27 protein-coding genes are annotated in these 24,547 nt (G+C 66.3%); 11 read left to right on the top strand and 16 right to left on the bottom strand.

What is annotated here, in order from left to right:
- Nucleotides 1–69: 69 nt before the first annotated feature.
- Entirely contained in the window at nucleotides 70–228 is a 159-nt protein-coding gene (locus tag OSB52_RS05680; protein WP_235722931.1) for a hypothetical protein, read from the bottom strand.
- A gap of 50 nt (nucleotides 229–278) precedes the next feature.
- On the opposite strand from OSB52_RS05680, the gene OSB52_RS05675 reads away from it, so the two are divergent.
- A complete protein-coding gene (locus tag OSB52_RS05675) occupies nucleotides 279–806 on the top strand; it encodes a DUF1697 domain-containing protein (RefSeq protein WP_266060648.1) in 528 nt (175 codons plus the stop codon).
- 11 nt (nucleotides 807–817) lie between these two features.
- Here the strand turns inward: OSB52_RS05675 and OSB52_RS05670 are convergent, their stop codons facing one another.
- The 4 genes from OSB52_RS05670 to OSB52_RS05655 form a co-directional block, all read right to left on the bottom strand.
- On the bottom strand, nucleotides 818–2,221 hold the full coding sequence (locus tag OSB52_RS05670) for a ClC family H(+)/Cl(-) exchange transporter (protein ID WP_266060647.1): 1,404 nt from the start codon (nucleotides 2,219–2,221) through the stop codon (nucleotides 818–820).
- Nucleotides 2,222–2,243: 22 nt separating this feature from the next.
- Complete coding sequence (locus OSB52_RS05665; RefSeq protein WP_266060646.1) at nucleotides 2,244–2,723, bottom strand: hypothetical protein; 480 nt, start codon at nucleotides 2,721–2,723, stop codon at nucleotides 2,244–2,246.
- 131 nt (nucleotides 2,724–2,854) lie between these two features.
- Nucleotides 2,855–3,619, bottom strand: coding sequence for a hypothetical protein (locus tag OSB52_RS05660; RefSeq protein ID WP_266060645.1), 765 nt, complete (start codon nucleotides 3,617–3,619; stop codon nucleotides 2,855–2,857).
- Between the two features lie 18 nt (nucleotides 3,620–3,637).
- Nucleotides 3,638–4,060 (bottom strand): CoA-binding protein, encoded by a 423-nt coding sequence (locus tag OSB52_RS05655; RefSeq protein WP_266060644.1) that lies wholly within the window; start codon nucleotides 4,058–4,060, stop codon nucleotides 3,638–3,640.
- 67 nt (nucleotides 4,061–4,127) lie between these two features.
- On the opposite strand from OSB52_RS05655, the gene OSB52_RS05650 reads away from it, so the two are divergent.
- On the top strand, nucleotides 4,128–4,907 hold the full coding sequence (locus tag OSB52_RS05650) for a sulfite exporter TauE/SafE family protein (protein ID WP_266060642.1): 780 nt from the start codon (nucleotides 4,128–4,130) through the stop codon (nucleotides 4,905–4,907).
- Nucleotides 4,908–5,474: 567 nt separating this feature from the next.
- Complete coding sequence (locus OSB52_RS05645) at nucleotides 5,475–7,487, top strand: HNH endonuclease signature motif containing protein (protein WP_266060640.1); 2,013 nt, start codon at nucleotides 5,475–5,477, stop codon at nucleotides 7,485–7,487.
- 22 nt (nucleotides 7,488–7,509) lie between these two features.
- Here OSB52_RS05645 and OSB52_RS05640 read toward each other — a convergent pair whose 3' ends face one another.
- From OSB52_RS05640 to OSB52_RS05630, 3 genes are all read right to left on the bottom strand, one after another.
- Complete coding sequence (locus OSB52_RS05640; protein ID WP_235722939.1) at nucleotides 7,510–7,830, bottom strand: hypothetical protein; 321 nt, start codon at nucleotides 7,828–7,830, stop codon at nucleotides 7,510–7,512.
- Between the two features lie 93 nt (nucleotides 7,831–7,923).
- Nucleotides 7,924–9,249 carry an NAD(P)/FAD-dependent oxidoreductase gene (locus tag OSB52_RS05635; RefSeq protein WP_235722940.1) on the bottom strand — a complete coding sequence of 442 codons (1,326 nt, stop codon included), beginning with the start codon at nucleotides 9,247–9,249 and terminating at the stop codon, nucleotides 7,924–7,926.
- An 86-nt stretch (nucleotides 9,250–9,335) separates the two neighbouring features.
- Nucleotides 9,336–9,632: a hypothetical protein gene (locus OSB52_RS05630; protein WP_235722941.1), complete on the bottom strand. Its 297-nt coding sequence runs from the start codon at nucleotides 9,630–9,632 to the stop codon at nucleotides 9,336–9,338.
- 29 nt (nucleotides 9,633–9,661) lie between these two features.
- Here OSB52_RS05630 and OSB52_RS05625 point away from each other — a divergent pair, with 29 nt between their 5' ends.
- The gene (locus OSB52_RS05625; RefSeq protein WP_235722942.1) at nucleotides 9,662–10,201 is read left to right on the top strand and encodes a hypothetical protein; all 540 of its coding nucleotides are present in this window, start codon (nucleotides 9,662–9,664) and stop codon (nucleotides 10,199–10,201) included.
- A 12-nt stretch (nucleotides 10,202–10,213) separates the two neighbouring features.
- Here OSB52_RS05625 and OSB52_RS05620 read toward each other — a convergent pair whose 3' ends face one another.
- Nucleotides 10,214–11,725: a flavin-containing monooxygenase gene (locus tag OSB52_RS05620; protein WP_266060637.1), complete on the bottom strand. Its 1,512-nt coding sequence runs from the start codon at nucleotides 11,723–11,725 to the stop codon at nucleotides 10,214–10,216.
- Between the two features lie 109 nt (nucleotides 11,726–11,834).
- On the opposite strand from OSB52_RS05620, the gene OSB52_RS05615 reads away from it, so the two are divergent.
- On the top strand, nucleotides 11,835–13,055 hold the full coding sequence (locus tag OSB52_RS05615) for a PucR family transcriptional regulator (protein ID WP_266060635.1): 1,221 nt from the start codon (nucleotides 11,835–11,837) through the stop codon (nucleotides 13,053–13,055).
- Between the two features lie 31 nt (nucleotides 13,056–13,086).
- On the opposite strand, the gene OSB52_RS05610 is transcribed toward OSB52_RS05615, so the two are convergent.
- Nucleotides 13,087–14,178, bottom strand: coding sequence for an NAD(P)/FAD-dependent oxidoreductase (locus tag OSB52_RS05610; RefSeq protein ID WP_266060633.1), 1,092 nt, complete (start codon nucleotides 14,176–14,178; stop codon nucleotides 13,087–13,089).
- Nucleotides 14,179–14,283: 105 nt separating this feature from the next.
- On the opposite strand from OSB52_RS05610, the gene OSB52_RS05605 reads away from it, so the two are divergent.
- A complete protein-coding gene (locus OSB52_RS05605) occupies nucleotides 14,284–14,847 on the top strand; it encodes a type 1 glutamine amidotransferase domain-containing protein (RefSeq protein ID WP_235723048.1) in 564 nt (187 codons plus the stop codon).
- Nucleotides 14,848–14,850: 3 nt separating this feature from the next.
- Here the strand turns inward: OSB52_RS05605 and OSB52_RS05600 are convergent, their stop codons facing one another.
- The 5 genes from OSB52_RS05600 to OSB52_RS05580 all read right to left on the bottom strand — a co-directional run bounded on the left by OSB52_RS05600 (nucleotide 14,851) and on the right by OSB52_RS05580 (nucleotide 18,525).
- Nucleotides 14,851–15,336 (bottom strand): PPOX class F420-dependent oxidoreductase, encoded by a 486-nt coding sequence (locus OSB52_RS05600; protein WP_266060632.1) that lies wholly within the window; start codon nucleotides 15,334–15,336, stop codon nucleotides 14,851–14,853.
- A 22-nt stretch (nucleotides 15,337–15,358) separates the two neighbouring features.
- Nucleotides 15,359–16,447 (bottom strand): NAD(P)H-dependent amine dehydrogenase family protein, encoded by a 1,089-nt coding sequence (locus tag OSB52_RS05595; protein WP_266060630.1) that lies wholly within the window; start codon nucleotides 16,445–16,447, stop codon nucleotides 15,359–15,361.
- A complete protein-coding gene (locus OSB52_RS05590) occupies nucleotides 16,447–17,469 on the bottom strand; it encodes a Rieske 2Fe-2S domain-containing protein (RefSeq protein WP_266060628.1) in 1,023 nt (340 codons plus the stop codon). The genes OSB52_RS05595 and OSB52_RS05590 overlap by 1 nt, the downstream gene beginning before the upstream one ends.
- A gap of 57 nt (nucleotides 17,470–17,526) precedes the next feature.
- On the bottom strand, nucleotides 17,527–18,147 hold the full coding sequence (locus OSB52_RS05585) for a hypothetical protein (protein ID WP_235722949.1): 621 nt from the start codon (nucleotides 18,145–18,147) through the stop codon (nucleotides 17,527–17,529).
- 87 nt (nucleotides 18,148–18,234) lie between these two features.
- Nucleotides 18,235–18,525, bottom strand: a complete 291-nt coding sequence (locus OSB52_RS05580; RefSeq protein ID WP_235722950.1) for a hypothetical protein — start codon at nucleotides 18,523–18,525, stop codon at nucleotides 18,235–18,237.
- Between the two features lie 54 nt (nucleotides 18,526–18,579).
- On the opposite strand from OSB52_RS05580, the gene OSB52_RS05575 reads away from it, so the two are divergent.
- The 5 genes from OSB52_RS05575 to OSB52_RS05555 all read left to right on the top strand — a co-directional run bounded on the left by OSB52_RS05575 (nucleotide 18,580) and on the right by OSB52_RS05555 (nucleotide 22,814).
- Nucleotides 18,580–19,200, top strand: coding sequence for a TetR/AcrR family transcriptional regulator (locus tag OSB52_RS05575; protein ID WP_266060626.1), 621 nt, complete (start codon nucleotides 18,580–18,582; stop codon nucleotides 19,198–19,200).
- A 106-nt stretch (nucleotides 19,201–19,306) separates the two neighbouring features.
- On the top strand, nucleotides 19,307–19,627 hold the full coding sequence (locus OSB52_RS05570; RefSeq protein ID WP_235722952.1) for a putative quinol monooxygenase: 321 nt from the start codon (nucleotides 19,307–19,309) through the stop codon (nucleotides 19,625–19,627).
- Nucleotides 19,628–19,768: 141 nt separating this feature from the next.
- A complete protein-coding gene (locus tag OSB52_RS05565; RefSeq protein ID WP_266060624.1) occupies nucleotides 19,769–20,962 on the top strand; it encodes a thiolase family protein in 1,194 nt (397 codons plus the stop codon).
- Nucleotides 20,955–21,617 (top strand): TetR/AcrR family transcriptional regulator, encoded by a 663-nt coding sequence (locus tag OSB52_RS05560; RefSeq protein WP_372512336.1) that lies wholly within the window; start codon nucleotides 20,955–20,957, stop codon nucleotides 21,615–21,617. The genes OSB52_RS05565 and OSB52_RS05560 overlap by 8 nt, the downstream gene beginning before the upstream one ends.
- A gap of 45 nt (nucleotides 21,618–21,662) precedes the next feature.
- Complete coding sequence (locus OSB52_RS05555; protein WP_266060623.1) at nucleotides 21,663–22,814, top strand: acyl-CoA dehydrogenase family protein; 1,152 nt, start codon at nucleotides 21,663–21,665, stop codon at nucleotides 22,812–22,814.
- Here the strand turns inward: OSB52_RS05555 and OSB52_RS05550 are convergent.
- The gene (locus tag OSB52_RS05550; protein ID WP_266060621.1) at nucleotides 22,789–24,489 is read right to left on the bottom strand and encodes a class I adenylate-forming enzyme family protein; all 1,701 of its coding nucleotides are present in this window, start codon (nucleotides 24,487–24,489) and stop codon (nucleotides 22,789–22,791) included. The genes OSB52_RS05555 and OSB52_RS05550 overlap by 26 nt on opposite strands.
- Nucleotides 24,490–24,547: the final 58 nt, after the last annotated feature.

The raw sequence follows: 24,547 nt of genomic DNA, 5'->3' as shown, positions 1-24,547 counted from the left end.
TGGCACGTCCAGCACGCGGCACGTCACCAGTCAGTTCGGCATCCTCTCACGCTGAGGAGTGACCATGAATCAACCGGTTCCACCCCCGCCACCGCCCCCGGAACCCGTTCCGGCACCGGAACCCATCCCCGAGCCGCCACCCGAACCACCGATCCCGGTGCCCGAGCCGGAACCCATTCCCCAGCCCGGGCCGCCGGAACCGGAACCACCACCGCGACCGACGGTCATCTGACACCGAGCGTCTCACGCGGGACACCGGTTCTGCGAACAGGAGTGTGATGTCGACTCGGGTGGTGCTGATCCGCGCGATCAACGTGGGTGGCGCGAAACTACCGATGGCGGATCTGCGGACGATGGCCACCGAACTCGGCGCCACCGAGGTGAGCACCTACATCGCATCCGGCAATCTGATCTGTTGTCCACCCGGTCAACCCGGCGATTTCGACCGGGCGCTGGAGCAAGCGATCACCAAGCGTTTCGGCTATTTCCGCGAGGTCATCAGCAGGTCCCGGGACGAATTGGTGCGCGCCCTCGACGCCCATCCATTCGAGATCGTCGACGCCAAGTACTCCTACGTCTACTGCTTGACCGGAAAGCCCGAACCCGACAAGGTGGATGCCTTCGCCGAACGTTCCTTCGGCTCCGACGAATTCCGCGTCATCGGCGACGACCTGCACATCCGTTATGCCGACGGTGCGGGCGTCTCCAAGCTCACCGCGCCGGTCATCGCCAAGGGACTCGGGGTGCAGGCCACCGGCCGCAACCTGAAGACCATCGGGCAACTGATCGAACTCGCCGACGACTGACCGGCGAGGCGCTATCCCGGTGCGCGCTCGGCTTGTTCGTGTTTGCGCAGCATCCGCACCCGCAACGCGTCGTAGATCGGCGGCGACCGCAACGCGGAGGCGACGACCACCGCCATCGCCCCCGACACCAGCATCGGGATGGTGACCGAGGTGACGGCCGTCATCTCGATGACCAGCACGAGCCCGGTGAACGGGGCGCGCACGATTGCCGCGAACAGGGTGGCCATCCCCACCAATGCGAAAGCGATGGTCAGATCCTCGTCGAGACCCGGCACGATCACCTGGGTGACCCGGCCGGCGACCAGCCCGACGAGCGCACCGAGTGCCAGGATCGGTGCGAAGATGCCGCCGGGGGTGCCAACCGAGTACGAGATCGGGCCGGCGATGAATCGCACCACGACGTAGAGGATCACCACTGGTAGCGCGAACTGCTGTCCGGTGAGGATCAGTCCGGCCAGCGCCTCACCACCACCGCCGACGGTCGGGTCCGCGATGAGCAGCGACCCGACGACGGCGCCGACCACGCCCGCCTTCACCACTGCGGGTACGCGACTGATGATGTCGAAGAGGTCGAGGCAGGCGAGGATGAGGCGGTTGTAGAGCACCCCCATCAGACCCACCACCAGGCCGAAGACCACAAAGATCGGCACGGTGGTCAGCGGCGGCGACGACACCGACGCGACGTGCCGGAAGTCCGGTTCATCGCCGAGCACCAGCCGGCTGACACCGACACCGATGGCGACCGCGACCATGGTGACGATGCCCTCGCGGAGCCGGAATGTCTTGGTGACCTCTTCGAAGATGAAGAACACCGCACTGATCGGCGCGTTGAAGGCGACCGCCAGGCCCGTGCCGGACAGCACCGTCTGCAGCAGCCGGATCTCCTCGGCGGCCAATCGGGCCAGGCGGCCCGCGGCCGCACCGACCGCCGCGGCCATGTGAACGGTGGGTCCTTCTCGACCGAGCACCATGCCGGCGGCACCGATCGACAACACACCGCCGACGAAACGCGCCGGCACCACCGACAGTGGTGGCGGGTCGGCCTCGCCGCGGTCGACGGCCTCGACGTGCTGAATGCCGCTGCCGGCCGACAACGGTTGCCATCGCGCGATGCCGGCGGCGGCCGCTGCGGCCACACCGGCGACGGCCACCGGGATCAGCCACCCCCACCCCGGATGGGTGTGCGACCACTCGATGAGTTCGGCGCGCCAGTCGTCGACGAGGTCGAGGGTCCACCGAAAGGCTCCACCGAGGAAGCCGGCCACGGCGCCGGCACCGGCGGCCAGCAACAGGATGACCCACAACGTGCGACCGGTGAGGATGGCGTCGTCGACGCCGGCGTCACCGTCGACTTCCTCCTCGACGCTGTGCTCATGAGGTGGGTCGTCGGGCCGCCGATCGTCGTCGGGGGTCATCAAACGACTCCTGCCGGGCCGGTCATGCGCGCTCGAGCGCGGAGGTCACCTTCTCCATATCCGCGAGTTGGCTGTCCTCGGGTGCCTCCCACAGCTTCTTGGGCAGTTCTTCGAGGACTACCACCGCCGATTCGGCCGACGACAAGCGCGCGGTCTTCTCCTCGTCATCTGCGATATCGGAGGCGGCGATCAGTTTGTCGTCGAGACCGAACACCGCGTCGTCGAGGCGATCTCGCGCGGCGACGAGATCGGGGTAGTGCGGGATCGCCGGATTGGCGTGGACGTCGGCGATGGCGTAGCGAATTCGCCGATGCAGCAGCGCTTCCGTCGACGTCGTCGTCGTCCAGGATGCGGGCGCGCGGCCGGGCTTGCCCGGGACGAGGTCGGTGGACCGCGCGAACCTCTTGACCCTTTTGTCGGAGTCCCAGGCGAACCAGGCCGCGCCGACGAGTATGAACAGTGCCATCACGACCGTGATCGCGATGACCACGAAAGCAATCATGCCGCGCACCTCGCTCTCGGTGTCGTCAGCCCTTTCGGCGTGGTGTGCTCTGCCATTCTTCGAGACTATCCCCAGCAGGGCCGGCCGCGAGTTCCGGTCGCGAATCCGCCCGGTGCGGGGCACCGATGGCACTAGTGGGCGGCAGTCTCTCCGGCAGTATCTGTGCCGGTGTTGGTGGGTCGTCCGGCCACGAGGTCCTCCACATCCAGCCCCCAGGCGCCGTAGCGGGAGTCGAACCTCTGGGCGCGACTGCGTGCGCGAGCCGTCTTGGCCGGCGAGTAGCGCCGCTGCGCCCAGCGCGATCCCGGCCGCGCCAGACGTATCGCGCCCACCCAGGCGACCGGCGGGATGAAGGCGCCGATCGCGGCCGTCGAGTACTTGCCTTTGGCCACGCATGCCAGCAGACAGATGAGATGTAGGACCAACGGGATCGAGAAGGCGATCGGTCCGATCCGAAAGGAATCGCCGGTGTCGACCTCGGTCAGCGGGTCGATGCCCAACACGGCCATTCCGAGTCCGGCGACCGTCAGGCACACCACCTGCACCGACAACTGGCCTTCGCGCGACCAGTACACATCTTCGAGGCGAAGGATGAGCGCGAACTCGTCGAGCACCAGCGATGTCCCGATCCCGATGGCCACGGCACTGATCTCCGCACCCGGGGATGCGCCGTCGGCGGCGACGGACGCGAACGCACCCACGACGGTGAGGATGATCCCCGGCACCGCGTGGTGGATGTGGACTCCACCGCGCACGTTGTTGCGGAACGGGCCACGGCCGGCGCGGATCAGCCGGGTGATGGTCCGGGTGACGAGGAAGGTCAGCGAGAACGCCAGGAACAGCAAGAACAGCGGAAGGTGACTACCGCTGGCCGCGCCCGCGATATCGAGATGCACGATGGTCGGCGCGGGCGATCAGGAAGTCGCGGGTACCAGACCGGTACGGCGCTGTTCGATGATGAGGCAGCGGTCCTCGACGTAGAGCAGTCCGGCGTCTTCGGCGATGGCACGTGCTTCTGCGGACGCGATACCGAGTTGCAGCCAGAGGGCGGTGGCGCCGGCCGCGACTGCCTGGCGGGCGACCTCGGGGGCGTCCTGCGACGGCCGGAACACATCGACCAGACCCACCTGTTCCGGGACATCGGCGAGAGTGCGGTACACCTTCTCGCCCACGATCTCGTCCGCGTGCGGATTCACCGGGATGATGCGCCAGCCGTGTTGCTGCATGTACGCCGGCACCTCGTTGGCGGCCTTCGCCGGATTGGCGCTGGCGCCGACCACGGTGATGGTGTCGTAGCGACTCAGAATCTGTTCGACTACCTCATCGGTTGTGCTCATACGTCGAGCTTAGTGGTGCCCAGGACCCGCGCAGGGCGATCGTGCGGGTATCGGGCAGGCTCGAGGTGTGACGACATGGGAACTGCTCGCCGTGCTGCTCGCCGGTGTCGGCGCGGGCGCCATCAACGCGGTGGTCGGCAGCGGCACGCTGATCACCTTCCCCACCCTCGTCGCTTTCGGCGTGCCACCGGTCACCGCCACGATGTCCAATGCGGTCGGACTCGTCGCCGGCGGGGTGTCCGGGACGTGGGGGTATCGCCGGGAGCTGGAGGGCCAGTGGAGCCAGTTGCGGTGGCAGATCCCGGCATCGTTCACCGGCGCGATTCTGGGCTGTTGGCTGCTGCTGCACTTGCCCGAGACGGTCTTCGAGTCGGTCGTCCCCGTGCTTCTCGTCGCCGCCCTGATCCTCGTGGTGGCCCAGCCATGGATTCAGAAGTGGGTCGGTCGACGTTCGGTCGGCCCCGCCGATCATCCGGCCCCGTTGAGTGGCCCACGCATCGCGACCATGGCGATCGCCACCTTCGCCGTCGGTGTGTATGGCGGCTACTTCACTGCAGCGCAAGGCATTCTGCTGATGGGCGTGCTGGGTGTGGTGGTTCCCGACCACCTACAGCGGATGAACGCCGCCAAGAACCTGCTGTCACTGGTGGTGAATATCGTTGCCGGCGTGGTCTACAGTCTCGTCGCGTTCGATCGAATCAATTGGGCGGCAGCCGCTGTCATCGCCATCGGATCGCTGATCGGTGGATTCATCGGCGCCCGTTACGGTCGACGCCTGTCCCCGCCCGTGCTGCGCGGCGTGATCGTCGTCGTCGGCCTCGTCGGCCTCTGGAGACTGCTCGCGTGAGCCGCAGGTGCCCCTGTGCGCACCTACCCCTAGCCCGTGAGGAGTGACCGAGCTTGCGAGGCCGCGTCACGAAGGGTCCACCCACGCAACCACACTCACCCACGAAAAGTTGTCACACCCCACCGCTATCCTGAACCCAACACCTCACCGAACAAGTCCATCCACACCCCACTTGCAGCGCCGCAAAGTTGTCAGACCCACCCGATAGTCTGTTAGCAGTTCGATTCCCCACCAGCGCTTCCCGAACACTAGAGAATCGGAGAGGACGCCCTAGCCATGAATCACGAAGAGTGCAGCGACGAACAAGCGATGCCCCCTGATCCCTGAGGAGCGTCCGAGCCTGCGAGGCCGCGTCACGAAGGGTCCACCCACGCAACCACACTCACCCACGAAAAGCTGTCACACCCCGCCGCTATCCTGAACCCAACACGTCGCCGAACAAGTCCATCCACAGCCCACTTGCAGCGCACCAAAGTTGTCAGACCCACCCGATAGTCTGATAGCAGTTCGATCCCCCGCCAACCCATCCCGACCTCAGAGACTGTCTTCGCTGGAAAGGAGCGTCTTGTGTTCACCTTCACCGACCGTGCCGCCGACGACGCTCTGCTGGCCTCCAGTAGTCTCGATGAGTTGGCGCAGCATGGTCGCGATTTGTTGCGGTTGAGTAATCAAGCTCAAGCCATCGCGATGCAGATCGCCCGCCAGATCGGGCAATCCACCTACAACGAGCGCCTGGCCGGGTACAACGATTTCGTTCCGAACCGAGTGCGCAACGCCGCCGACAAGGCCGCGAAAGGCGAAATCTCGCTGCAGTTGGGTATTTCTAGACGTCAAGCCGGCGAATGGGTCAGTCTCGACGAACTACTCGACGAACACCCCAAGATCCGTGACGCCTTCCGCGCCGGAGATTTGAGACCTCACCGGCTGGGTGTGGCCATCCGCGGCGCCGCCACCGGCCCCACCGGCGATCTGCGAGCACGACTGGGCGAACTCGCCGACAACGCCGAAACCACCGACGAACCCGACACCGACAGCAAGGATGTCGACGAGGAACTCACCCTCGACCTCGACGACCCCGAAGCTGACCTCGATCCCGGCACCGACGGTGACGGCTCCGACGGCGACGGCACTGATGATGGCGGCTCCGATGAGGCTGCGTCCGAGACCGACCCTGCCGCCACCGACGATCCCGCCGCCGACGATGCCGACGAGGATGAGCCGTGGGATTTCGACGATGTGGTGCTCGATCTGGCCAGCCGACCCACCACCGACACCGCCCTGCGAGATGATCTCGACGCCATCATCATCAGCCTCGACCCCGATCGAGCCGCCGAGACGCGCGATGACATCACCGACCTGTTCGGGGATGTGACGATCGGTAACGAAGCGTTCGGGCACATGACCGTCGATGCCTGCATCCCCGCCGAACACGGCGTACACCTGCGCGACCGCATCAGCGCCCTCATCGGACGACGGGTCTGCCGCCGTGATGGGCGCAGCATCAAAGCCCAACGCGTGGCCGCGTTCGCCGAAATCATCAAAGCCCCCGGCGCGAAGCTGCGCTGCCACTGTGGCGACGACACCTGCCCCGCCCGCCAGACTCGTACCAGCAACCGGGGGCAGACCACGGATGCCACCCCGAGTTCAGTCACCGACAGTGAGCGCGACTCGTCGGTCGACACCAGCACGGCTGACGACGCCAGCGCATCCGGCCAGACCGCCAACGAACCCGAGACGGGTGGGCCTGATTCGGCAGAAGAACAGCCGATCACCCTCGCCGACCTCGACGACGACACTGCCGTCGACAGCGACAGCGATAGCGACTCGAACATCGACAACAACGGCGAGAGTAGCCAATCCGGCACCGGAACCCATGCCGTTGACACCACTCAGGATGCCGCGCCCTCTCCAGAGCCGCGACGAGAGTTCATCACCGCACCACCCGCCGAGCACGACACCGATGTTGCCGATGCGGAACCGGCCGACGACTCCGTCGAAACCGACAGCGACTCCGACTCCGACGCGGACGCCGATCCCGGCCTCGTCGTGCCCGGCCTGACCCTGCTCCATGACCCCACCGGTCTCGACCCGACCCGCCTGATGGGCTACGGCGCCATCGATCCGGCCCACGCCGCGCGGATCGCACCGCACGCCACGACCGTCACCGCCCGACCGAGTGAAACCCGCACCGCCAGCGGACTGATCATCTTCGGCAGCCGCACACCGGCCCCACCGATCGACCCGACCGGGCACGGTGGGTTCGCCACCCCACCACCCGGAGCACTGACCTACAAACCGTCAGCCGCGCTACGCGCGGAAATCATTCAACTCGACCGGCGCTGCCGCTACCCCTACTGCGGCCGACCATCCGAGGAATGCGAACTCGACCACCTACACAAGTTCTGCCATGCCGACCCGTTGGCCGGTGGCTGGACCGTGGCCTTCAACCTCGCACCCCTATGCCGACCCGACCACGACCGCAAACACGACGGGCCGTGGATACCGACCATGCACACCGACCGCACCATCACCTGGCGCAACGCCCGCACCGGACAGACCATCGTCACCTACCCGCGCTGACCGGGCAGGGGCCCATCAAGCCTCAGCCTCCCGGTGGCCGCCCGAGCAGCGACCACCAGAATTCCTCGGAGATCTCCTCTCCCGCGCGGAGAACTTTCGCGAGTCCGTATGCCATCAGAATCCCCAACAGACCCAGCCATAGACCAGCCGATGAGATGAGCACCCAGGCGACCATCACCGCGCCGGGCCACGGGTCGAGGATCAGCAATGCCGGCGCGAACAAGAAGCCGACAGCGATGTACCAGTACGAACCCCAACGGTCACAACGCATCACGATCGTCAGCCAGCGCGGGCTCGATGGTGTCGGCGCGTGGGCGGGAACAGGAACCGACCTCTGGGACATCGCGGGAACCTCCTAGCTACCGGATGCCTCCATCCTCCGCTCACCGAGGGCTGAAAACCACTACCTCAGAGGTAATCGCCGAGCAGCAGCACCTCACCGATAGGGCTGCCGAGCGGTCTCCGGGTCCCCGAACGTGATCGCCCGTTCCCGACGCGAGTCGGTCAACAGCGTCGCACTCCAACTCATCACTGTGCCAAGTCGGTTGCGCATCCCGGCGAGGAACGCGATGTGGATGACGCCCCAGGCCACCCAACCCAGATAGCCGAACAGATTCAGCTTCCCGGTCTCCACCACCGCATGTCTGCGGGCGATATACGCTGCACTGCCGAAATCGCGGTACTTGAACGGCTCCCGTTCGGTACCTCCCGCCGCCGCATGCGCTATCACGGCCCCCGCATGACGTCCACCCTGCATCGCGACCTCCGCCACCCCGGGTAGCTTGTCGCGAGAACTCATGTCCCCCACCACGAATACCTCCGGATGACCGGCGACGGACAGATCGGCCTCGACCGGGATACGCCCGCCACGGTCCTGCTCGACGTCGAGGGCTCGAGCTACCACACCGGCGAACGGAACCGCCTCGACGCCGGCGGTCCACAGCGTCGTGCGAGTCGGGTAGCGCACCACCTCGTGGGGTTCGGCCTTGCTGGTGGTCTCGACGTCCTCGGCGGTCACATCGGTCACGTGCACGCCCAGAACCGTCTCCACCCCGAGTTCATCCAGGGTTCGCTGGGCACGCTCCGACAGTTTCGGACTGAACGACGGCAAGACGCGATCACCCCCGTGCAGCAACAACACTCGCGCCTCGGTGGGATCGATGGTCCGAAACTCGTCCTCCAACGCCAGGGTGGCCAGCTCACGGATCTGGCCGGCGATCTCGACACCGGTCGGCCCGCCACCGGCAACCGCGAACGTGAGCCACGGCCGGCGTTGCGCTGCGTCGGGCAACGTCTCGGCGACCTCGAACGCACCGATGATCCGCCGCCGGATCGCCAGCGCGTCATCAAGAGTCTTCATCCCCGGCGCGAACTGCGCGAACGAGTCATTGCCGTGATAGGCCGTGCGCATACCCACCGCGACCACGAGGTAGTCGTAGTCGATCGTCATCGTCGACTCATCCGGTCGACACACCGAAATCGTGCGAGCCTGCGCATCGACGGCATCGGCTTCGCCCAGGACGACGCTCGCGTTTCGTTGCCGCCGCAGCAGATGCCGGATCGGACTCGATATCGCACCCTCGGACAGCAGACCGGTGGCGCACTGATACAGCAACGGCTGGAACAGATGACTGGTGCCGCGGTCCACCACGGTGACCTGGACATCGGCCCGTTTGAGCCGGCGCGCCGCCTGCAGGCCACCCAGCCCCGCACCGACAATCACCACATGAGGCTTACTGGTCGCGTTCGTCTGCCGAGACACGCTTACCGATTGTTCCAGACAGCACGCGACGATATCGCCCAACCGGGCCGCCAGTGCGTGTCACCAGCGCAGCCGACCCGGTCCAATCACGACTCCCGGGTCGCGACGTAGGCGACTCCGGCAGTCGCGGCAGCCACCGCCACCACAGACGGCCATGCCCCGATCTTCTTCGCCAGCGGATGCGAGGCGCCGAACGCGCCCAGGTACGTGCCCAGCAGGCCTGCCGTCACCACCGGCCCCTGCTGGCTCCACTCCCGCGCGCACCATGCGCCCGTAGCGGCGAGGACGACGCCGCCGAGCTCACGCCGTCCGGTGAATCGAGCGGCCGCATAGCCGCCGATCAAACCGAGGGAAGAGACCGGAACTGTGGGGTTGAGGCGCATGACGGCCACAATAGGCTCACAATTGGCACATGAGCTCTACGGGTACCGCCGATCCGATCGATGACGACGACCTCACCAACCCCAAACGTATCGCCACGATGTACCTCAAGGAACGGGTCTACGCCAGCTTCACCGGACTGGCCATCGTGCTGGTTCTCTACAACGGCGCCGGGCACCACAGCGCCGCATACGCCTTCGAGATCCTGGCGCTGGGCGTCCTGGCTGTGGTGCTGGCCGGTTTCGCCTCCGACGGCATCGCCCACCTCGCCGTGCACCGGCAATTCCCGCACGGCAGGGACTTCCGCACCCTGGTCCGGATCTCGACGAACGCGCTGGGCACACTGACGATCCCTCTCGGGCTCATCGTGGCCGCCTGGATCGGGATTCTGGAACTCGACACCGCACTGCTCATCGCGGGCTTCGTCTACATCGGTGTACTCGGCCTGGTCGGCTGGCTGGCGGTACGCCGGGCCCAGATCACCTGGCTACAGAAGCTCGCCGCCCTGATCACCCTCGTCCTGATCGGTCTCATCGTGCTCGGCATCCAGGTACTCGCACACAGTCACTGAGCCGTCGGTGCGTCAGACACCGGCGGCCACGCCGGCCCGATCGGTCGCCTTCGCGAACCGCAGATTGTCGTCGGCCACATCACCACGCAACAGCCGACGATCGGCGTAGTAGCTCATCGACATCACCCACGGCGCCTGTGGCCCCTGCTTCGGCAGCGTGTCCAGAGCGCGCTGCACGTAGCCGGCGCCGAAATCGAGCAGCGGGCGCGTCGGCAGATCAGGATCGGCGACGGCCCAGACGCTGTCGTGGCCGTGCGCATCCATGTATCCGAGGAGCTTGCAGAAGTACTCACACAGCAAGCCGATCTTGAGAGTCCACGAGGCATTCGTGTAGCCGATCGCGAGCGCGAAATTGGGTACCCCCGATAGCATCATGCCGCGGTAGACCACCGTGTCCGGCAGCGCCACCGGCCGGCCGTCGACGCTGAGGTCGATCCCACCGATCACCTTGATGTTCAAGCCGGTCGCGGTCACGATGATGTCGGCCTCGAGCTCCTCACCACTCTCGAGCAGGATGCCGTTCTCGGTGAACGTGTCGATCCGGTCGGTGACGATCGACGCTCTGCCCTTGCGGATGGTGCGGAACAGATCGGCATCGGGCACCACGCACAGCCGCTGATCCCACGGGTTGTACGGCGGATTGAAGTGCTTGTCGACGTCGAAACCGTCAGGCAGCTGCGACTCGTTGATCCTTCGGATGACACGCCGGGCGGCCTTCGGAAATCGTTGACACAGTTCAAATATCAACCGCTGCTGGGCGACGTTCTTCTGCCGGGTCAGGGCGTAGCCGCGTTCGTCACCGAGCACCTTCTTGAGCGTGTTGGCCAGCGCATCCTCCCGCGGCAACGGGATGATGTAGGTCGGCGTGCGCTGCAGCATCGTGATGTGCTCGGCGTCGTCGGCCATGGCGGGTAGCAGGGTCACCGCAGTCGCCCCGCTGCCGATCACCACCACCCGCTTACCCGCGTAGTCGAGGTCCTCCGGCCAATGCTGCGGATGCACGATCTGGCCGGTGAAGCGTTCCCGCCCGGCGAAGTCCGGGCTGAACCCGTCGTCGTAGTCGTAATAGCCGGAACCGCAGAAGATCCAGCGCGCACTGATCTGTACCCGCTCGCCGGTGTCGGTGCGGTCGATGTCGACCAGCCAGCGCGCATCGGCCGACGACCATGCCGCGGCTATTACCTTGTGCCGGTACCGGATGAGGTCGGTGAGACCGTTCTCGTCGATGGTCTCGTGCAGGTAGTCCAGGATGTGCGGCGCATCGGCGATCGACTGTTTGTCACGCCACGGCTTGAACTCGTAGCCGAAGGTGTACAGATCGGAATCCGACCGGATACCCGGGTAACGGAACAGATCCCAGGTACCACCGGCGACATCCCGCGCCTCCACGATCGCGAAGGACTTCGCGGGATGCTCGGTGGTGAGGTAGCGCGCGGCGCCGACACCGGATATCCCGGCTCCGATGATGAGGACGTCGACGGTGTCGACGGCGGCGGCACCGTCGACGGGGCTCGATGTGGTCACCTGATGCTCCTGTACTCGTAGGCGTTGCTACCAGCATGCTCAGTCGACGACCACACCGCCAGGGTCAATCTGCAACTCCACAGGTCATTCAGTGGTGCAAAATGTTGCCATGTCCGAGTGGCCACACATATCGCCCCGCGTGCGTGAGTTGCTGCGCCGCGGCGCGGAGATCGCGTTGAACCCACCCGACTCGTGGGTTCGCGAGATGCACGACGCCGCACTTGGCGGCGTGCGGATGACCGCTGTCGCCGACGACCCGGTGCTCGCCGAAGCCACCCGCCGCACCAACAGCGCCAACATGCTGCACTGGGCGGCGGCCAACGTGCGTGATCCCGGACGCCGGGTACCGGTCAATCTCGGTGGCGAGGTCCTCGACACTGCCCGCGACCTGGTGCGACGCGGTCTCGGCGAGTCATCGCTGGACTCCTACCGCACGGCGCAGAGCGTCGCGTGGCGACGCTGGATGGAGATCTGCTTCGACCTCACCGACGATCCCGCCGACCTCCGCGCGCTCCTCGACGTGTCGTCGTTGTCGATCTCGACATTCATCGACGACACTGTCGGCGCCATGTCGCAGCGGATGGCCGCCGAACGCGCCGACCTCACACGCGGCACCCACGCGGAGCGCCGACAGACCGTCGCGCTGCTGCTGGAGGGAGCGCCGATCCCACTGACCCGCGCCGAATCCCAGCTCGGGCACCGACTCGACGGACCGCAGGTGGCCGCGGTCATCTGGAGCGACCCGGGGGCCGCGGCCGCTCGTGACCTGGAGGCGGCGGCCGACGCACTGACCAAGTCGAACCACAGCCGCGACCGCCTCACCGTCATGGCGAGCGCCTCGACCCTGTGGGTGTGGCTACCGCAATCGCGGACACCTGACCTGCGCGAACTGCCCGAGCACCCGGGAGTGCGGATCGCCGTCGGACTGCCGGGTCATTCCCTCGACGGCTTCCGCCGCAGCCACTTCCAGGCGCTGGCCACCCAACGCCTGATGGCCCGGTACCCCGACGGTCACCAGGTGGCGAACTACGACGACCTGCGGCTCGTGTCCTTGCTCACCACCGACGACGTCGCCACCGACGAGTTCCTTGCCGACACACTCGGCGAACTCGGTTCCGCCGACCGCGACACGGTCGATACGGTCCGCACCTGGATCGCCGAGCAATGCAACACCTCACGGACCGCGGCTCGTCTCTACACCCACCGCAACACGGTGATCCGCCGTATCGCACGGGCCGACACGCTGCTGCCTCGCCCGCTGGCGGAGAACCTGGTCGATGTGGCGGCAGCCCTGGAGATCCTGCGGTGGCGCCCGGTCGAACATCGGTGATGTCACCGATGGACGAAGCGGGAGGTCGGCCTCAACCCGCGGCACCGAGAAGCTGATCGGGCCTGAAGTCGTGCGGTACCGCTGCGTTGATCACCGTCTGGGTGAGCGCTTCGCCGATGACCGGCGCGTGTTTGAACAGGTTGTGCCCGGCCATCACGACGACCGGACCGTCCCGCCAGATCGCCATCCCGTCATCGCCCCACGGCAACGTGGTCACCCAGCAGTGCACGATCTCACGCGGCGTGGGGTCCAACCCCGGCAACGCCGAACCTACGTACTCGACTGCCGCGTCCGCCAACTCACCGAGACGTGCACCGTCGACGATGGCGCCGTCGTCATTGGCGTCGACGTGATCGGACAATCCGAGACCGTATCCCGAACGGTCAGGATAGGCGGCCGCGTATACGCCGGTGGCTCCGAAGTGGCCGCTGCCGTCCTGCAGCGTCGGCAGTCGTGATGTCTCGCCTGGCACCGAGAACGACACGCGCACATGAGCTCCGAGACGTACGGGCACGGCGATCCCTGCTCCGCGCGCCAAGGCGGCGGTGCCGCGTCCCGCGCAGATCACCACAGACCCGTGACCACCCCGCGTCGTCGGCGTTCGCACGACAATCCCGTCGCCGTCTCGATGTGTCGCGATCACCTGCTCGCCGACGATGCTGTCGGCAACCCGACTCGCCAACGCGGAGATGACGGCCCGAGTGTCGATCGAACCGCCACCCGGGTCGAACACCGCGGTGCCCTCGTACGCGCCGAGCATCGGCAGCAGCTCGGCCACAGCATCGGCATCGATCGCCTCCGCCGCCACGCCGGCCTCACGGAGCAACGGCAGCCGACGTCCCGCCGTCTCGCCCAACGCCAACGCACCGTCGTCGGACACCGTGGTGACACCGAGGTCGTCGGACCACCCGTGCCACTGATCACGCGCCCGCACCGCTAGGCGGATCAACCGCGGATCGTCGTGGGCGTGGCGGAAGATGCGCGATTGCCCGGCGGATTGTCCGTATCCGGGCCTACCCGCCTCATACACCGTGACCGAATACCCCTGGCGGGACAGCTGATAGGCCGTCGACAGGCCGATGATCCCGGCCCCGATGACGGCAACGTCGGACGTGACGGACATGACCTGAGGCTACCCGCGCCACCCCGCCTGCGTGGTTTGCGCGCTCGTCCACCCGGGTACCCGATGCCACAGACCATTTCGACCATCGTCGAGAAAGGAACCGACATGCCCGAGGAACTCGCCGGTACCACCATCGCCTTCCTGGTCGCACCCGAGGGTGCCGAGCAGGTGGAGCTGACCGAGCCGTGGAAGACGGTCGAGGCGGTGAGCGGCAACCCCACACTGGTGTCGACCTCCGACGGCGAGGTGCAGGCGTTCAATCACCTCGACCGTGGCGACACCTTCACCGTCGACGCCACCACCGACACCGCCCGCGTCGACGATTTCGACGCGCTCGTCTTGCCCGGCGGCGTGGCCAATCCCGATTTCCTGCGCACCGATGCGAGCGCGGTCGCGTTCGTGAAAGCGTTCTTCGACGCCGGGAAACCCGTGGCGGCGATCTGCCACGCCCCATGGACCCTCATCGAGGCCGGCGTGGTGAGCGGTCGCACGATGACCTCCTATCCCAGCCTGCAGACCGATCTCCGCAATGCCGGAGCCACCTGGCAGGACGAGGAAGTTGTGGTGTGCCGATCGGGGCCGAACACGCTGATCACCAGCCGCAATCCCGACGACCTCCCGGCGTTCAACGCAAAACTCACCATCGAGTTCGCCAAGACACCTGCCTGAGGTTCAGCCGTCCTGGGCGTCGAGACGCTCGGCGACATCGGCCGGGAAGCCGCCGGTGGCGATGGGTCCCCAGCGGGTCGGCCGGATCCGGATCAGCGACTTGCCCTGGGTCCGCATCGCGGCCCGATACTCGTCCCAATCCGGATGCTCTCCGGAGATGCATCGGAAGTAGTCGACGAGGCCGTCTTCGGCATCAGGCATGTCGAGTACCTTGGCGTGCCCGTCCACCTGTACCCACGCCCCGTTGAACTCGTCGGACAGCACGCACACACTGGCCACCGGGTTGTTACGGATATTGACCGCCTTCGCCCGGCCCGGGTAGGTGGAGATGACGATGCGACCGTCCTGGTCGACGCCGCCGGTGACCGGCGAGAGTTGCGGGGTCCCGTCGGCACGAACGGTGCTCAGGATCATCTGGTGACGTGACCGCAGAAAATCCAGGAGTTCGGTGCGGTCGACGGCATCGGCTTTCGCAACTGTTCTGGCCATGGCGTCAACCATACGCGCGAGTTCAGCGCTTGAACCGACCCGCGAAGCCACGCAACGGCAAATCGGCGCTGGTGAGGATGCCCGGCCGGGCCGCTACCACCGAGCTGATGGCGTTCAGCGCAGGCATACCCGTCACCGTCATGCCGATCGATGCGAATGACGACGGGTCCGACAGGTCCACACCGGCTTTCGGGAAGATCATGTGCTTGGAGTAGACCGACGGATCGCCGGTGATGTGGGTGATGTAGCAGCCCTTGATGTCCCACGCCGGATCGGTGAAGGGCGTCATCTGCCATTCGAGGTGGGTCTCCACGCGCGCCACGCCGTCGACCATGCCCTGATACTTGATGTAGTTGGCTCCCAGCGATCCCGCCGGCAGGAAGTACCACCCCAGATCGACATCCTTGGTGCAGGCGCCGAGCTCGTAGCTTAAGGCGACCTCGTCGAGTTCGAGGTCGAAACAGTCCGCCATCAGGTACACCGAGTCGGCGAACACCTCGGTGTAGCGGCGCAAAGAGTCCGGGATGGTGGGGTCGTCGACCCGACGGCCGTAGCCGACCGCCTGCCAGGTCTCCGCCGAGTGGTGACACGACACGTCCACCGACTCGGTGACCGTGACATTCTCGATATCGGCGACATCCATTGATTGCGCCACCGCGATCACCTGCGCGGCACCCGGATTCATACCGGTGCCGTAGAAGGTGGAACCACCTTTCTCGCAGGCCTCCGCGAGGATCTCGGTGGTCTTGCGGCCGCTCGGATGCGGGTGATTGGTGTTGCGGTGGAAGCCGGTGATCCAGTCCGCGGTGGTCACGATGTTGATGCCGGCCTCCAGCACCTGCACATACAGCTCCTCGTCGGGGAAGACGCCGTGGAAGGTCAGCACGTCGGGCGCCGCCGCGATGATCTCGGCCACGGTTCCCGTCGCGATGACGCCGATCGGGTCGGCGCCCACGATCTCACCGGCATCGCGTCCGATCTTGTCCGGTGAATAACAGTGCAGGCCCACCAATTCCAGGTCAGGGTGGCCGGCGATCCGGCCGATCATCTCGGTACCGACGTTGCCGGTGGCCACCTGGAACACGCGGATTCTCGGTGCGGGAGCCGTCATCACATCGCCTTTCGGTCATCGGAGCCGACGGGTGCCGTCGGACCGTCCGGATAGAACTGGGTAGCCCAGGCGCGCAGTGCCGTGAAGCCCTGATATTCCTTGCGAGACAACGCTGGCGGGTCGGAATACCGCTGATGCGCCCAGATCTCGATGTCGGCCTCGAACTGCTCAATGACAAAGTCGGCCATCGTCTTGCCGTAGTCGGTGATGGGACCGGATTCCTCACCAGGCTTGCGTCCGATCCACACCGTGAACCGCACATCGGAGGTGTGGTCGTCGACGGGGGTGACCGCGGGCATCGTCCGGTTGTCGACCATGCCCCAACTCTTGGTGACCGAACAGCCTAGGCCGGCATTGATGGATTCGACCCCGCTGGTGGCATTTTCGAGGGTTGCTCCCTCATCGAAGGCGATCGTGAAGTCGACATAGGACACCGGACCGCTGAAGTCGTGCCGGGTGAGTTCCGGCATGAACGGCGTCTTGTGCACGAACTTGAAGTGCGCGAAATCGACGCCGTTCTCCATGATGTACTGCGGATGGATCTCGAGGCCCTCGCGAAAGAGCGTGGCCGCCGCGATCGGCGGATAGTAATCATCAGCCGTTCGGTCGTCGTCGAAGTCGCCGAAGATGTCCGGGACGTCGAACGTCGGCGGTCGCCCCTCGACGTCGTACCAGATCCAGACCGCCTCGTTGCGTTCGACAACCGGATAGCTGCGGATGCGACGCCCCTTGTTGGGATGCTTCTCGTACGGGATGCAGACGTTGCGACCATCACGGTTCCACTCCCACCCGTGGAACGGGCAGACGAGGTTCTCCCCGTCCACCCGTCCGCCGTAACCGAGATGCGCGCCGAGATGTTCACAGTAAGCATCAAATACGGCCACAACTCCCGACGCCGAGCGCCACGCGACCATCTCCCGGCCGAAGTACTTCATCTTGCGCACCGCGCCGACCCGGATCTCGGCCGACCACGCGACCTGAAACCACCCGGTCGGCTCCATCGACAACGGGGTCCTGGCCATCGGTTCTCCTTCCGGACGCGCACCCTCCGAGAAAGAACCATAGTGGGTTCTACGTAACTATGATAGGGGGTTCTGCGAAACCGGCGCCGACGCCGTGATCACCTGCCTGCGTGCGAGCAGCAGACCCAGACCGCCATACCCGAGGATGGTCTGCACGACGGCACCCCACAGCCCGACACCGGGGATGGCGCCGAGCGGCAACGCCCACACCAGCCAGCTCTGCGCGAACAGCGTCTGCCAGCGAAGCGCACCGGTCCATCGGTCCGCGATCGCGACCCGAATGCCGATGATCAGCATCCCGAGCATCGACAACGGCCAGCAGATGTCGAAGATCATCCAGACGACCGACCCATGGACCAGCCAGAACATGTCGAGGATCGTCGACACCAGCGCACCACCGAGCACCACCACCTCGACGCGGTAGCCCACGCGGGCCACCCGGCCCGCGCCCATCGCGTGGCTACGCTGCTGCACCGACAGCAGCGCGAGCACAGATAGCTGGAAGGCGAGGGCGGCGAGACCGCCGAACACCGAGGCTGCGCCGAAGCCTTCGTGGTCGCCGACTGCGGCGACGCTGATCGCCCAGATCGGGGCGCTGCAGGCGAGCGCGATACCGGCAGCCGTGGTCGGCACTCGACGGGCGGGAACGGGAATGGTGGACGGGTCGGCGACAGTCATGGGTTCTCCTCGGTGGTGTGTGCCGAGAAGCATCGCGCACCCCACTTGGAGTTGACTTGATACCGAAGTGGGCCGGTGCCCAGTCGCTCAGTCCTGCTGGTGCGGCCAGTTTCCCTGGGTTGTCAGCTCTTCGAAGTGCCGGATGAGGTTGGGGTTGAGCTCCTCCTCGACCGCCTTCTGAAAGTTGCCGTCCCACTTCGCGAGCCACGCTTCGTCGCGATCACGCAGGTAGATCGGCCAGCCGTGGGTGATGTCGAGTTCGTCGGAGTACAGATCGGTGGACCCGTCCTCGCGCATGTACCAGTGCTTGCGGCCCGATTCCCAGAACGCCTTCAGCTCGTCGGCCGTGACGTAGTATTCGCCGTCAGATTCCCTCATCCCTTGATCGTACGGACCAAGACCGCGACGGTATCCCCGTTAGGATCAGGCGTCATGACCACCGACGCCGACACCTCCGGACGGCGTACCAACCGTCGGGGACGATCCACCCGCGAGGCGATGCTCGACGCGGCGGTGACCGCGCTGGCCTCGGGCGAGCCGGGTTCGGTGTCGGCCAATCGGATCGCCAAGGAGATCGGCGCCACCTGGGGCACGGTGAAGTATCAGTTCGGTGACGTCGACGGCCTGTGGGCAGCAGTGTTGCGCCGTACCGCCGAGCATCGCGGAGAGCTGCCCTACCGCGAGAACAACACCGCGCCGCTGCCCGACCGGGTGGCCGAGATCGTCGACACCCTGTTCGCGGGGCTGACCTCCACCGAAGCCCGGGCCATCGAGGCGCTGCGTGCCGCGTTGCCGCGGGATCCCGCCGAACTCGAACGACTCTTTCCGCACACCGCAGCCGAACTCGCCTCGTGGAAGGACAGCTGGGCCCGCGCCTGCCAGAAGGCATTCGCCGACCTCGAGGTCGATCCGGCACGGGTGCGCGAAGTCGCCGCATTCATCCCGGGCGCCATGCGTGGGCTCGTGTCGGAGGCGCAGTTGGGCACCTATTCCGACCTGGACGAGGCGCGCCGCGGCCTGACCAATGCCATCGTCGCCTATCTCGGGTCCTGACAGAAGCGGTAGCGCCGATTCCATCGAAGCCCGCCACGCCGCGCCACACGTGCCCTAACGTCAGCGGAGATCGTTTCGTCCCTCAACTTTCAGGAGCCAGACAGCCATGTCGCCCGTTATCGTCGTCGCCACCATCTCCCCCAAGCCCGGCGAGGAAGCTGCCGTCAAGGAGGCCGTCCTCACCGCCATCCCGAAGGTGCATGCCGAACCGGGCTGCCTCAAGTACGCACTGCACGAGGCCACCGGCGACTCGACCGACCTGGTGATGATCGAGAAGTGGGAATCGATGGAAGCGCTCGGCACGCATGGCCAGGCCGAGGCGCTCGCCGAACTCGGCAAGGCCATCGGCAATCTGCTTGCCGGCCCGCTCGACGTCAAGACCTTCACCGCGACGCCTGCCGGCGAAGCGGACCAGGGCGCCATCTAGCGACGTTCGCCCTCGAACCCGCCGATCTGTTGATCCGGCGGGTTCCGGCGTGCTAGACAGGTAGAACGAGCGTTAGATCGGGGTGCACTCAGGCAATGTCACCTGCCGATTCGACTCACCATCACACCTGGGAGGACCCACATGCCCGAAGCCGTCATCGTCGACGTCGCCCGTCTCGCCTCCGGTAAGGGCAAGCCCGGCGGCGCGCTGTCGGAAACCCAGCCCGTCGAGCTTCTCGCGCATGTGCTGCGCACCCTGGTCGAGCGCAATGACATCGACCCCGCCCTCGTCGACGACGTCATCGGCGGCTGCGTCGGCCAGGCCGGCGAGCAGGCCCTCAACATCTCCCGCACCGCGCTGCTGTCGGCCGGATTCCCCGAATCCGTGCCCGCCACCACCGTCGACCGGCAGTGTGGATCGAGCCAGCAGGCCGCCCACTTCGCCGCGCAGGGCGTGATCGCCGGCGCTTACGACGTGGTCATCGCCGCCGGTGTGGAATCTATGAGCCGTGTGCCGATGGGGTTCACCACGGTGGGTCGCAGTCCGTACGGACCGAGTATCGCTGCCCGCTATCCCGACGGACTCGTCGGTCAGGGCATCTCGGCCGAACTGATCTCCGCCAAATGGAAATTCGACCGTGAGACCCTCGACAACTTCGCCGCCGAGTCGCATCGCCGAGCCACGCAGGCCGCGGCCGAGGGCTTCTTCGACCGCGAGATCATCCCGATCGACGTCACCAACGCCGACGGCCAGACGATCACGCACTCCGTCGACGAAACGGTGCGGGCCTCGACCACCGCCGAGGGGCTGTCCGGCCTGAAGCCGTCGTTCTACTCCGAGGAGTACTCGAAGCGTTTCCCGGAGATCAACTGGCACATCACCCCCGGCAACTCCTCGCCGCTCACCGACGGTGCGTCGGGAGCGCTGATCATGAGCGACACCATGGCCGCCAAGCTCGGTCTCACCCCGCGCGCCCGGTTCCATTCGTTCTCGCTGGCGGGCGACGATCCGGTGTTCATGCTCACCGCTCCGATCCCGGCGACCCGCAAGATCCTCGAACGCTCGGGTCTGACCATCGACGACATCGACGCCTACGAGGTCAACGAGGCCTTCGCGCCCGTTCCGCTGGCCTGGGCCCACGAGTTCGGTGCCGACCCGGACAAGCTGAACCCGCGCGGTGGTGCCATCGCACTGGGCCACGCGCTCGGTTCGTCGGGCACCCGTCTGCTGAGCACGCTGGTCACCCACCTCGAAGCGACCGGCGGCCGTTACGGCCTGCAGACGATGTGTGAGGGCGCTGGCATGGCGAATGCCACGATCATCGAGCGTGTCTGAGACCGTGTCCACCGCGGCGACCGGTGAGCCCGGTGCGGCGACCTCCGCACCGGGTGACTGGCGCAAGCTGGAACCCCTGCATCTGCCGATCACCCTCGTCGCCGCCAAGGACGCGTTCCACGAACGCGGCTTCCACGGCACGTCGATCCGCGACATCGCCTCGCGTGCAGGCGTTTCCCTCCCCACGCTGTACTACCACCACGACAACAAGCAAGGCATCCTGGTCGCGCTGCTCGAGGCGGGCATGTCGTCGGTCCTCACCCGGGTGCACGCGGCCATCGCCGACGGCGACACGCCGTCCGAGCAGCTGTCCAACGCGATCGAGACCATCGTTCTGCACATGACGGCCGATCTTCAGCTCGCCAGCGTCGGACGCGAATTGCGCTATCTCGACACCGACAACCCGCATCGACAGCACTACGTGGGCATGCGCACCGAGATGGAGGACCTGCTGGCGGATGTTTTGGAGCGCGGCATCGCCTCCGGTGATTTCCAGATACCGGGCGATGCTCGGGAAGTGTTGCGTTATCTGCTCGGCGCCTGTCAGGAGATCACCACTTGGTACCGGCCCGACGGGCCACGAACCCCGGAACAGGTCGCGGTCTCCTACGCCGCGACATCGCTGCGGGCGGTGGGATCGCGCCCGGCGACCTGACCAAACCGATCGTCACCAGACCCGAATCACGAAGGAGTTCACCACATGAAGCGCACAGTCTTCGAAGCAGAACACGAACAGCTCCGCCAGACCGCACGCGAGTTCCTCACCCGCGAGTGCGCACCGCACGTCGAGAAGTGGGAAGCCGCAGGGCAGGTCGACCGTGAGGCATATGCCAAAGCGGGCGAGGCCGGATTGCTCGGTTTCAACATCCCCGAGGAATTCGGCGGAGGTGGCGTCGACGACGACTTCCGATTCAACGCGGTCGTCGTCGAAGAGTTCGCGCGTTTCGGCAGTGCGGCACCCGGCCTGAGCCTGCAGAACGATGTTCTGGTCCCGTACTTCCTGCACCTGGCCAACGACGAGCAGCGCAAGCGCTGGATGCCCGGGATGGCCACCGGCGAGACCATCCTCGCGGTCGCGATGACCGAGCCCGGCGCCGGTAGCGACCTCGCCGGCATCAAGACGTCGGCCAAGCTCGACGGCGACCACTACATCCTCAACGGCAGCAAGACCTTCATCTCGGCCGGCATCAACTCCGATCTGGTCGTGGTGGTGTGCCGCACAAATCCCGACCCGGCCGCCGGCCACAAGGCGTTCTCGCTGCTCGTCGTCGAGCGCGACATGGAGGGCTTCGAGCGCGGACGCAAGCTCGACAAAATGGGCCTCAAGGCCGCCGATACGGCCGAGCTGCACTTCAACGACGTGCGCGTCCCCCGGGAGAATCTTCTCGGCGAGGAGAACAAGGGTTTCTACCACCTGATGCAGAACCTCCCCTCGGAGCGGCTGTCGATCGCCGTCGGCGCCATCGCCGGTGCCCGCGCCGTGTACGAGGAGACGCTGCAGTACGTCAAGGACCGCAAGGCCTTCGGCAAGCCAATCGGCACCTTCCAGCACAACCGGTTCGTCGTCGCCGAGATGTCCACCGAACTCGACATCGCCGAGCAGTACATCGACCGCTGCCTGCAGGCCGTCGTCGACGGTGAGCTCACCGCGGTGGACGCCTCCAAGGCCAAGTGGTGGTGCACCGAGCTGGGTAAGCGCGTCATCGACCAGTGCGTGCAGCTGCACGGCGGCTACGGCTACATGAACGAGTACCGGGTTGCCCGCGCCTACACCGATTCTCGTATCCAGACGATCTTCGGCGGCACCACCGAGATCATGAAGGACATCATCGGCCGGGATCTGGGTCTGTAGATCGCGGTCGCACCGCAGCCTGACCACGCAACTCGCGTCGCAACAACTTTCCGGTCGCCGAACGCGGCAGCGCACCCACCAGCTCGATCTCCCGCGGATACTTGTAGGCCGCAAGCCGGACGCGACAGTGCTCGACGAGATCGGCTTCGGTCGTCGGCGAGCCCGCGCGCAACACCACATACGCCTTCGCCGACTCACCGCGATAGTCGTCCGGGATGCCGACGACCGCCGCTTCCGCGACATCGGGATGCTTGGCCAGAACCGCTTCCACCTCGTGCGGCCAGATCTTGTAGCCCGCCGCGTTGATCACATCGGTCCTGCGGTCGACGACATAGAACCAGCCGGCATCGTCCATGAAACCGATATCGCCGGTACGCAATTCGCCGCCGGTCAGTGCGGCCGCAGTGGCCGTCGGGTCGTCCCAGTAGCCGTCGATGACCTGCGGTCCGCTCGTCACCAATTCGCCGATCTCACCGACCGGAAGATCGCGGCCGTCGTCGTCGACCACCCGCACCACCGTGCTCGACACCGGCACCCCGACCGACAGCACCCCGGTCTCCTCGTCGACCGGCGAACGCAGTTCCGGTGGCACGATGTGCGACGGTGACGTCGTCTCGGTCTGTCCGTAGATGTTGTGCACGTATCCGCCGAGGGCCTCCTCGAGCCGCTCCGCCACCGCAGGTTCGATCGGCGCGCCGCCCGAGTAACGCAAACGCAGCGAGGACATTTCCGCCGGCGTGATGTCGGACTCGTCGGCAAGACCTATGTAGGCGGTGATCGCGGCGACCGCGAACACCGGCCGCCACTCGCGGATCGCGTCGGCCATCACGGCCGGCAGGATGCGATGGGTCACCACGACCGGCGACCGGAGCAGCATCGCCAGGGTCACCGCTCCCACGAGACCGGTGACGTGAAAGACCGGCGCCAGCGCCAGAATCGGCTCCCCGACGTCGACTCCGGTCCATTCGCGGTAGATCTGGGTGTTGAACGTCAGATTGGCATGACTGATCCGGGCGCCTTTGGGAAAGCCGGTCGTGCCCGACGTCGGCAACAGCGCGGCGACATCGGCCGGACCCACGGGTCGCCGCCGCGGTGCCGGACCATCGAACCCGGCGACGAGTGCCGCGAGGTCGATCGTGTCCGGGGGCCGATGGCGACGCCGACCCGCGAACAGCCGCGGATCGTCGCGCGTCTGTCCGTCCAACCCACTGACCGTCACCACCACCGGAACCGCGATGCCCGGGTCATCGGCAATCGCGGGCCGGACGACCTCGAGGTACAGATCATCGAGCGCCAGCAACGCCGCCGGCCGGTAACGCTGCAGGAACCAGGTGAACTCGTCCACCTTGCTCATCGGACTGATCGCGGTCGGGACACCACCCACCTTCCACGCCGCCACCAGACCGATCACGAACGCCGGATCGTTCTGGACGAACAGGGCACACCGGTCGCCCGGACCGAATCCACGGGCCAGCAGCAACGCAGCCAACGCGTCCGATGCGTGATCGAGGCCGGACCACGTGAGCGTGGAGTCGAAGTAGTGCACGGCCGGGGCATCCGGGGCTGCCGCGACCGCGGCGTCGAACATGTCCATCGCGGTACCGAACTCCACCCGCAGATGTGCGGGCCGTCCGCCGTAATGGGCGAGCCACGGCCGGTCATCGTAGGCACTCACCCGACCGTCACCTTTCCGTCCCCCCGAGGAGTCGACATCGTCGGGTGAAGTCTACGGT

Source organism: Gordonia aquimaris (assembly GCF_026262595.1).
GTDB classification, from domain to species: Bacteria; Actinomycetota; Actinomycetes; order Mycobacteriales; family Mycobacteriaceae; genus Gordonia; species Gordonia tangerina.
The sequence above is the reverse complement of the archived record's forward strand: the minus strand, read 5'-3'. Positions and strand labels throughout refer to the sequence as shown.

What these genes read in the sequence shown, in the direction of transcription:
- OSB52_RS05670 (WP_266060647.1), bottom strand. Translation starts at nt 2,221, where the DNA reads ATGACCCCCGACGACGATCGGCGGCCCGACGACCCACCTCATGAGCAC.
- OSB52_RS05625 (WP_235722942.1), top strand. Translation starts at nt 9,662, where the DNA reads ATGAGCTCTACGGGTACCGCCGATCCGATCGATGACGACGACCTCACC.
- OSB52_RS05595 (WP_266060630.1), bottom strand. Translation starts at nt 16,447, where the DNA reads ATGACGGCTCCCGCACCGAGAATCCGCGTGTTCCAGGTGGCCACCGGC.
- OSB52_RS05630 (WP_235722941.1), bottom strand. Translation starts at nt 9,632, where the DNA reads ATGCGCCTCAACCCCACAGTTCCGGTCTCTTCCCTCGGTTTGATCGGC.
- OSB52_RS05610 (WP_266060633.1), bottom strand. Translation starts at nt 14,178, where the DNA reads ATGTCCGTCACGTCCGACGTTGCCGTCATCGGGGCCGGGATCATCGGC.
- OSB52_RS05675 (WP_266060648.1), top strand. Translation starts at nt 279, where the DNA reads ATGTCGACTCGGGTGGTGCTGATCCGCGCGATCAACGTGGGTGGCGCG.
- OSB52_RS05605 (WP_235723048.1), top strand. Translation starts at nt 14,284, where the DNA reads ATGCCCGAGGAACTCGCCGGTACCACCATCGCCTTCCTGGTCGCACCC.
- OSB52_RS05585 (WP_235722949.1), bottom strand. Translation starts at nt 18,147, where the DNA reads ATGACTGTCGCCGACCCGTCCACCATTCCCGTTCCCGCCCGTCGAGTG.
- OSB52_RS05665 (WP_266060646.1), bottom strand. Translation starts at nt 2,723, where the DNA reads ATGATTGCTTTCGTGGTCATCGCGATCACGGTCGTGATGGCACTGTTC.
- OSB52_RS05640 (WP_235722939.1), bottom strand. Translation starts at nt 7,830, where the DNA reads ATGTCCCAGAGGTCGGTTCCTGTTCCCGCCCACGCGCCGACACCATCG.
- OSB52_RS05615 (WP_266060635.1), top strand. Translation starts at nt 11,835, where the DNA reads ATGTCCGAGTGGCCACACATATCGCCCCGCGTGCGTGAGTTGCTGCGC.
- OSB52_RS05600 (WP_266060632.1), bottom strand. Translation starts at nt 15,336, where the DNA reads ATGGCCAGAACAGTTGCGAAAGCCGATGCCGTCGACCGCACCGAACTC.
- OSB52_RS05580 (WP_235722950.1), bottom strand. Translation starts at nt 18,525, where the DNA reads ATGAGGGAATCTGACGGCGAATACTACGTCACGGCCGACGAGCTGAAG.
- OSB52_RS05590 (WP_266060628.1), bottom strand. Translation starts at nt 17,469, where the DNA reads ATGGCCAGGACCCCGTTGTCGATGGAGCCGACCGGGTGGTTTCAGGTC.
- OSB52_RS05575 (WP_266060626.1), top strand. Translation starts at nt 18,580, where the DNA reads ATGACCACCGACGCCGACACCTCCGGACGGCGTACCAACCGTCGGGGA.
- OSB52_RS05655 (WP_266060644.1), bottom strand. Translation starts at nt 4,060, where the DNA reads ATGAGCACAACCGATGAGGTAGTCGAACAGATTCTGAGTCGCTACGAC.
- OSB52_RS05680 (WP_235722931.1), bottom strand. Translation starts at nt 228, where the DNA reads ATGACCGTCGGTCGCGGTGGTGGTTCCGGTTCCGGCGGCCCGGGCTGG.
- OSB52_RS05555 (WP_266060623.1), top strand. Translation starts at nt 21,663, where the DNA reads ATGAAGCGCACAGTCTTCGAAGCAGAACACGAACAGCTCCGCCAGACC.
- OSB52_RS05565 (WP_266060624.1), top strand. Translation starts at nt 19,769, where the DNA reads ATGCCCGAAGCCGTCATCGTCGACGTCGCCCGTCTCGCCTCCGGTAAG.
- OSB52_RS05570 (WP_235722952.1), top strand. Translation starts at nt 19,307, where the DNA reads ATGTCGCCCGTTATCGTCGTCGCCACCATCTCCCCCAAGCCCGGCGAG.